This is a genomic window from uncultured Nostoc sp., from assembly GCF_964245445.1.
Classification (GTDB): domain Bacteria; phylum Cyanobacteriota; class Cyanobacteriia; order Cyanobacteriales; family Nostocaceae; genus Nostoc.
On sequence record NZ_CAXTNE010000363.1, the window covers coordinates 1 to 6,353 of the forward strand.

Below are 6,353 nucleotides of genomic sequence, written 5' to 3' on the forward strand. Positions count from 1 at the left end.
TGGTTATCAGTCTTGTCCGTCTCTGCTTCCTAAATATTAGACCTGAATCCTTACCTTAAAACTACCTTGGGAATGGATGTTTTGCGCTGTAAAACTCCTTCAATGATACGCAAAGAAATTTATGTTTATTTACTTGCTTACAATCTACTGCGTGGTTTGATGTGGTCAGCAGGTACTACTTACGCTACTCCTCCGTTGCGCTTATCACTCCAAGGCACTCGCCATCATTTAAATAACTTTATTCCCGAATTGTTAGCTGCTCATTCAACAAAACGTCTTCAGATTTATTCTACTTTACTTAAAGTTATTGCTCACAAGGCTGTTCCCGACCGTCCTGCTAGAAATGAACCACGAGTCCTTTTACGTCGCCCAAAAGCTTACCCCTTGATGACGAAACCCCGGCATGAATTACGAAAACAATTGCAGACTGCTTAAACCACAAGCCTTTAGGCTTTTCTTAGTGCCATTCGTCTCAGTTGATCTTCCCCTCGGTGGGTGTATTGTTGAGGCGACAGCCGATCGACCGTACTTAGGATTAAAGCTGACCCTAGATCCAATGCAACTCTGTGAGATGGTTGCTCAAATGAATTTCAGTTCGGAGAAGAAAGAGAACTCCGTCCGAGGCTTATTTGTGAGCAACGCTGATGCCACGTTGCTCGACTGTGCCCTTCGACTCACTAAGCTCTTAGATACACCACGAGATATTCCCATGCTGGCACCGATGATCATTCGGGAACTCTACTACCGTCTACTGATCGGGGAACAAAGTGAAGCCGTGCGCCAAATTGCTACATCTGGCAGCAGTATGCAGCGGATTGCTGAAGCGATCAAACGGATCAAGTCTAAGTTTACTCAGCCGATGCGAGTCGAGGACTTAGCAAAGCAGGTGAGAATGTCTACTTCGTCGTTTCATCAGCACTTCAAGCAAGTGACCTCAATCAGTCCACTTCAATATCAAAAGCAGTTAAGACTGTCAGAAGCCCGTCGCCTGATAGGCAGCAGAGGTTGCGATGCCACCTCTGCTGCCTATCAGGTTGGGTACGAAAGTCCCTCACAGTTTAGCCGAGAATACTCCCGCTTGTTCGGTGCACCACCGATGCGAGACATCGAACGGTTACGATCAGCTTGACTTGAATTTCTTGACAGATTTCACATTGATCATCTGTTTGGCTTACTTTAGCTTCTGCTCTGAATCCACCTGCTCCCGCTTCAATCTAGCGGGGTAGCCTTCGTAGCTGTGAGATGGAGTTTGAGGATCTTGACCCGAACAAATTTGCTCAACTGGTGTCAGATGCGCCCGATTGGGTGGAGTGGATGGCGTGAATCATCTGTTGATTGCCGTGTTTGGCAGACATTAAACCTTTTGTTACTCAACGGTATGCCTGCGTTACTCATCTGGGTGAGCGCGGTACGCCTGAAGCTGTGGGTACTCACGCCAATTATCCCAGCCTTGGCGGTGTAGATCGAGAAAGCTTTGGTAAAGAGTTGAGTAATTCATGCTTCAGATTTCGTCTCACTAGCTTTTTTAGAAACAGCAATTGCACTAACTCCAAACAATAGATCTAGTAAGAAAGTAGGTTCAGGTACTGATCTAGATGAAGAACTCAGGGTAATATTGGCAGCAGAATCTTGATAGATGTATGTTCCTGCCCGTCCCACTTCACCCGTCAAGGTAATTTCAGAGCTTGAAGTTCAATAATAAGGTATATCTAGGAGCATCAAAAGCAATGCCAAAATCAACTACTAAATTCCAATTCGACCTAGAATCAAGCTCAAAATTGACATTTGGGGTTACAGCAATTTTCAGGTAATTGAACTACAGACTAAGGTAGACTGAAGAGATAGGATTGTTTGAATAGATGCCAGTATCTTACTCAAGGGATTTGCGGGAGCGTGTGATTATGGCTTGGGAAGCAAAAGAAGGCTCTCAACGCCAGTTGGCGCAAAGATTTAAGGTTAGCTTGTCATTTGTGCGAAACTTACTGCGTCAGTATCGCACAAACGGACAAGTTGAGGCGAAACACGTGGAGGATACCAAAAGCCAACAATAATAAACGAGCATCTATCGCTTATCCAGTCTTTGGTTGAGGAAAAAAATGATTTGTTACTTAGAGAATTATGCGTAGGCGTAGCCCGCCGTAGGCATCGCTATACAGAACGCACAGGGATTAGTGTGAGTATCACGACAATGCATCGTGCGGTAGAAAAATTAGGCTTACGTGTAAAAAAAAAGTCTTTATGCCAGCGAGCAAGATACCCCACGAGTCTAAGAGTTAAGGCACGATTATCGCCGAACTTTAGATAAGATTGATGTCCGAAACCTGGTATTTGTCGATGAAGCTGGATTAAATTTATCAATGTCACGATTATTCGCCATCTACAGAAGATGGCGAAAGAGCGGTTGGTAGTATCCCTGGAAACAAGGGTGGAAACGTTTCTTTGGTTGGTGCTTTAAACCTTGATGGACTGATTGCAGCAATGACTGTGCCAGGAAGTATAAATACTGAGGTATTTCTCACTTATATCACTCAAGTCTTAGCACCTCAATTGTGGAAAGGGGCGATTGTAGTCATGGATAACCTGAAAGTTCATCACGCCCAGCGTGTAAGGGTTGCTATTGAATCCGTCGGTGCAAAAGTCAAGTTTTTGCCCCCTACTCTCCAGATTTATCTCCCATAGAACTGTGTTGGTCGAAACTGAAGCAATTTCTCCGTTGCTGTGAGGCACGCACCACCGAATCACTCGACCAAGCAATGGCTAAGGCTCTCAATTATATTACTGAAGATGATGCCTTTGGTTGGTTCAATCACTGTGGTCTATTTACCTGAAAATTGCTGTAAGTTACCGCCATTAGCAGAGCCTCTGTTCAAATTCAGGTCTAGATTGTTGACGGATAGCTCCCAATCGCTCAAAGTCCGGGACTTTGAGTAAACCACGAATCCCAAATATTCGCTCTCTTCTGGCAAAAAGTTCGTAAGGAATGGGGTAGTAGCATCGACTAAGGTAAAATCACCTGAAAATTCTTGTCTAGTTAGAATTGCTGCCATCTGGTCCAATCATGACGTAGCGCCATTTCCCGCCTGGACGCACATCCATCTCAATCACACGGGTTGTGAAACCTTTGGGCCCCCACCCTTTAAGTTCTAACTGTGCTTGAGTCTCAAGCCGAATGGCACTCTGGTTATGCTACAGAAGCCGCTCGTGCTGTAGTGGCATGGGCAATCAGTCTTTCGTGGAACGGGATAAATCGGAAAGAGAGTGATTAGCTATTTGCACAGACTGGAGTAACTATTCTACCGCGTGGTTGATACGTCATCGGCTGGGACTTAGGGCAGTGCTAATGGATTTGATGGCTGGGGTTGAGATAAAAGGGGACGAGGCGATGATTCAGGCTTTGGCAGAGTTCTCCAAGCGCAATGCATCTCACGTTAAGGGATACTCAACATTACTATCCCGCTATCGGAGTCTTCTATATGGATTTTGGAGCAGTATCTCTCGCAACTGGGTTTGTCCACTAAGTCACGGTGACCGCTTGAGGATGGGCAGCGTGTTCGATATTATCGGTTGAATACTGAGGATGTCGTGTTTATCCAGAACGTACTGGATTATCGTCAGAGGCAGCGAGAAAAGAAGGAAAAGAAACGTCAACGGTCATAAGAACTTCAGGCGGCACATAAGGCTAGGATGCAAGCTCAGTATGCAATTAATGCTCCGTCCACACCCCCCATTAATAAAGATGGAAGTAATAATCGCTTGGGTATGGACACAGATGAACAACTCAGTGATTCTTGGTGGGGCAAAGTTAAATATTATGCCCAGGTAGCAATTGAGCGGATTGAATATGGGGTGGAGTCAGTTAAAGAATTACTCAGTACACTTACGATTGATGAGCGATGGGGCGTGATCTTCAAGTTTGAGGATATTGACCCGAACAAGTTTGCTCAACTGGTGGCCCTTGCGCCCGATTGGGTGGAATGGATGGCGTGATAGAGCGATCTTATTTAAACTGCGTTCAACCAGAGCGGTTTTACGTCCGTCAGCGACTAACGCCGGTGCAAGTGTTTTACCCGCTTTGCCGCCACCGATAATAATGTCGTCATAGTGTTGAGCGTTCACTTCCATATCCTTTGAGTTTAATAAGGTGAATACGATTTCTAGAAGGTGTTATAATTTCAGAAAAAACTGGCTGACTAAGAGGGTTTTAGCGATAACGTATTTGGCGAGCGTAACTCAAGATGCCTGCCCTAGCTGGGTTTCCTAAAAGTGCATAACACCCGCCAGAAGATTCAACTTTTTCTACAAGCTTGCTTCATCAAGAGACGGTTGTTTTTATACACCTGTAAAGTTCCAGACTGCGGATTATCTAACGTGCCATCCCACACCCAGTATTCATAAATTCCATTCCGAAACTTATACACTCGAACACCTTCTGTCGCTTGGCTAGTTCCTTTGCCCAAACTTAAATTACCGTTGGGGCTGGTCGCGCGATAGAGCAATTCAGAGGAAGTATAATTCTGCCAGATATTTACGTTGTAGCCGCCCTGGCATTTCGTACTTAGGAGGATACCAGCAGTAGAATCAGCAGAAGCAGGTAAGGAAAAATTAGCTAAGGTACTGATTGGCAGAGCAAGAAGTAACGCGGATGTTTTCATGAGTGTTGTAAAATTAATAAGTTTGACATTCTTATAGGATAAAAACTGGGTGATATGGTCGTTGGGCTTTTCAAAGATTGAGGTCTGACAATCCGGGATGATCGTCAGGACGACGACCTAGTATCCAGTGGTATTTGCGATCGCTTTTCCACCTGCGCTGGTAATTTCATCAACCACGCGCGATCGGCTACTTTTTTACTAGAGGCGTAATTGACAACTACGGCTGCACCTTTGGTTGCCAGATGTTTGGCGATTGAAGCACCAATTTATTTTGCTGACTTTTCCCGTTAAGTCTTGAAATGCTTACTGGCAAAGGCTTTAAGAAACAGCGCGGCATATACGTTACAGTAATTAAAATTCGGTGCTAAAGGTAACAAGCAATGTTGGACTGGTGGGAGAAAAATTTTGCGACTTGTGAGCTAGGCGATAAGCCTGACGGCATGGCTACGCTTACCGCCGATTGAATGAACGTGCAATGTCGATAGGCTATGCTCTAAGTCTTGGATTTGGGAAAGCGCTATCAGAAATCTTTAGTAGTGGAACAGTACTCAAGAGAGCTTACGAATTTATGCCAACCCAAAAGTGGAATTTTCGAGAGTGATCGAGCCGCACTGTCAAATGACGGCGGAAATTGTTGCAGAGTATGATGTAGTGCTATGCGTCGGAGACACTACTTTTCTTGATTATGGCAGTATAGAGGCTAAAAAAGAAGGTTATGGCCCAATTGGTAAGGGCGGTAACGGTTTAATATTACACAGCGCTCTAGCTATAGAACCTATGAATGGTCAGTCCCTTGGTTTGTTATGGCAAAAACTTTGGAATCGTGAGCCAAAACGGAAGCCACCGAAAGATGAAACGCCGACACAGAAGAAAAAACGACAAACAGCAGCGCGTAAAGAAGCTCGAAACCGTCCCTTTGAGCAGAAAGAATCTTACAAGTGGGTAGAAGCTCTGACCACTGTAGAAAACCTTGCAAGCCAGCACACGCAAGTGATTCATGTTTTCGACCGCGAAGGTGATATCACAGAAGTTTTTGATCAACTTCGCCAACAAGAACATACGGGAATCATAGTTCGTGCGGCTCATAACCGTAGTTTAGATTCCGAAAGCGAACGTCTTTGGTCGAAGTTAGAAGCTCAACCTATTAGTTTTGAACAGGAAATCGAATTACCTCAGACGAGCCAGCGTACTGCTCGTAAAACCAAACTAGCTATACGATTTTGTCTGGTCAATCTCCGTATTCCTTACCGTTTTGATAACCGTAACCCACTATCTGTATATACTGTTTATGCCACAAAAGTTGATTGTCCCGAAGGCGAAATCCCTATTGAGTGGATGTTGTTAACTACAGAAGTTATCGCAGATATCGAGATGGCTTCGATGGTTTTACGCTGGTACTCTTACCGTTGGCGGGTTGAGGAGTATCATAAAGTTTTCAAGTCGGGATGCCAGGTTGAAAAATACAGGCTTGCCGCTGAGGGCATGAAAACCCTCATTGGTTTTTTAAGTGTGATTGCTGTTGAGCTTTTAGGCTTAACTTATTTACACCGCACTCAACCCTTAGCTCCTGCAATTGAAATTCTCAATCCCCTTGAACTCAAGATTTTAAAAGCTAAGTCTCCCAAACCACCCAAAGTGCTAACAGTTAATATCAAGTCCGGTGAATCACTTACGATTACCGTATCTGTGCAAAAATCTCAA

9 protein-coding genes and 1 pseudogene are annotated in these 6,353 nt (G+C 44.6%); 6 read left to right on the plus strand and 4 right to left on the minus strand.

Features of this window, described 5'->3' with window-relative positions; genetic code table 11:
• Positions 1-102: 102 nt before the first annotated feature.
• Positions 103-435 carry a hypothetical protein gene (locus ACFE90_RS34730; RefSeq protein ID WP_375506474.1) on the plus strand — a complete coding sequence of 111 codons (333 nt, stop codon included), beginning with the start codon at positions 103-105 and terminating at the stop codon, positions 433-435.
• Entirely contained in the window at positions 404-1,129 is a 726-nt protein-coding gene (locus tag ACFE90_RS34735; RefSeq protein ID WP_375506820.1) for an AraC family transcriptional regulator N-terminal domain-containing protein, read from the plus strand. The genes ACFE90_RS34730 and ACFE90_RS34735 overlap by 32 nt, the downstream gene beginning before the upstream one ends.
• A gap of 242 nt (positions 1,130-1,371) precedes the next feature.
• On the opposite strand, the pseudogene ACFE90_RS34740 reads toward ACFE90_RS34735, so the two are convergent.
• Positions 1,372-1,452, minus strand: a pseudogene (locus tag ACFE90_RS34740) (site-specific integrase); the annotation flags it as partial.
• Between the two features lie 407 nt (positions 1,453-1,859).
• Here ACFE90_RS34740 and ACFE90_RS34745 point away from each other — a divergent pair.
• Both ACFE90_RS34745 and ACFE90_RS34750 read left to right on the plus strand, forming a co-directional pair.
• Complete coding sequence (locus ACFE90_RS34745) at positions 1,860-2,051, plus strand: helix-turn-helix domain-containing protein (RefSeq protein ID WP_375506821.1); 192 nt, start codon at positions 1,860-1,862, stop codon at positions 2,049-2,051.
• A 298-nt stretch (positions 2,052-2,349) separates the two neighbouring features.
• Entirely contained in the window at positions 2,350-2,679 is a 330-nt protein-coding gene (locus tag ACFE90_RS34750) for a transposase (RefSeq protein ID WP_375506826.1), read from the plus strand.
• 137 nt (positions 2,680-2,816) lie between these two features.
• On the opposite strand, the gene ACFE90_RS34755 is transcribed toward ACFE90_RS34750, so the two are convergent.
• Entirely contained in the window at positions 2,817-3,047 is a 231-nt protein-coding gene (locus ACFE90_RS34755; protein ID WP_375506822.1) for a hypothetical protein, read from the minus strand.
• On the minus strand, positions 3,028-3,105 hold the full coding sequence (locus tag ACFE90_RS34760) for a hypothetical protein (protein WP_375506827.1): 78 nt from the start codon (positions 3,103-3,105) through the stop codon (positions 3,028-3,030). Before ACFE90_RS34760 ends, ACFE90_RS34755 begins: the two co-directional genes overlap by 20 nt.
• A 579-nt stretch (positions 3,106-3,684) precedes the next feature.
• Here ACFE90_RS34760 and ACFE90_RS34765 point away from each other — a divergent pair.
• A complete protein-coding gene (locus ACFE90_RS34765) occupies positions 3,685-3,987 on the plus strand; it encodes a hypothetical protein (protein WP_375506823.1) in 303 nt (100 codons plus the stop codon).
• 299 nt (positions 3,988-4,286) lie between these two features.
• Here ACFE90_RS34765 and ACFE90_RS34770 read toward each other — a convergent pair whose 3' ends face one another.
• Entirely contained in the window at positions 4,287-4,652 is a 366-nt protein-coding gene (locus ACFE90_RS34770) for a hypothetical protein (RefSeq protein ID WP_375506824.1), read from the minus strand.
• Between the two features lie 618 nt (positions 4,653-5,270).
• On the opposite strand from ACFE90_RS34770, the gene ACFE90_RS34775 reads away from it, so the two are divergent.
• Positions 5,271-6,353: IS4 family transposase (locus tag ACFE90_RS34775; RefSeq protein ID WP_375506825.1), on the plus strand; the 1,083-nt coding region annotated here is incomplete at its 3' end.

Excerpts from the sequence above, each read along its gene's own strand:
- ACFE90_RS34730 (WP_375506474.1), top strand. The coding sequence starts at position 103 with ATGATACGCAAAGAAATTTATGTTTATTTACTTGCTTACAATCTACTG.
- ACFE90_RS34735 (WP_375506820.1), top strand. The coding sequence starts at position 404 with ATGAATTACGAAAACAATTGCAGACTGCTTAAACCACAAGCCTTTAGG.
- ACFE90_RS34745 (WP_375506821.1), top strand. The coding sequence starts at position 1,860 with ATGCCAGTATCTTACTCAAGGGATTTGCGGGAGCGTGTGATTATGGCT.
- ACFE90_RS34755 (WP_375506822.1), bottom strand. The coding sequence starts at position 3,047 with ATGGCAGCAATTCTAACTAGACAAGAATTTTCAGGTGATTTTACCTTA.
- ACFE90_RS34765 (WP_375506823.1), top strand. The coding sequence starts at position 3,685 with ATGCAAGCTCAGTATGCAATTAATGCTCCGTCCACACCCCCCATTAAT.
- ACFE90_RS34770 (WP_375506824.1), bottom strand. The coding sequence starts at position 4,652 with ATGAAAACATCCGCGTTACTTCTTGCTCTGCCAATCAGTACCTTAGCT.